Genomic DNA, 449 nt, shown 5'->3' on the forward strand with positions numbered 1-449 from the left:
AGGCGGCCTTCTGGCGCTTGATGTTGAGACTGGTCTTCCTGGATTTTTCCTGCTTGAGCAGGTTCAGGCTCATGCGCCTGAGGATGGCGAAGTTCTCGGCCCCGTCGCCCACGCGGATGCGACAGTCGTCTTCGGAGAAGGTCATGTCCAGCACCCAGTGGCACTGGTTCTCGATGCCCCAGTGCGCGCGCACCGCGGCCTCGAACCGCTCGGGGCTGAGCTGCGTGCTGCTGATGTAGTAGCGCCACTCGGTGGCCGCCTCGCCCTTGGCCCGGCCGTTGACGATCTCGCGCGTGCTCCGGATGCGCCCGACGCTGCGCATACCGCGCCACTGTGCCGCCACCTCGCCCAGCGCGCTCACGTCGTGGGCCACGACGCACTGGCGCGTCTCGATGCGGCCGTGGCCCTTGTCCACCACGGTGACCTGGGGCAGGGCCTGCTCCAGCTCG

The 449-nt window shown here is 68.2% G+C and carries 1 protein-coding gene; it reads right to left on the minus strand.

What is annotated here, in order from left to right; translation table 11 throughout:
• Window positions 1-449 (minus strand): ISAs1 family transposase (locus HZU84_RS21265; protein WP_180693130.1); only part of this gene is annotated, 449 nt, incomplete at both ends.

Origin of the sequence: Sphaerotilus sulfidivorans (assembly GCF_013426975.1) — a bacterium.
In the GTDB taxonomy this organism is placed as follows: Bacteria; Pseudomonadota; Gammaproteobacteria; order Burkholderiales; family Burkholderiaceae_C; genus Sphaerotilus; species Sphaerotilus sulfidivorans.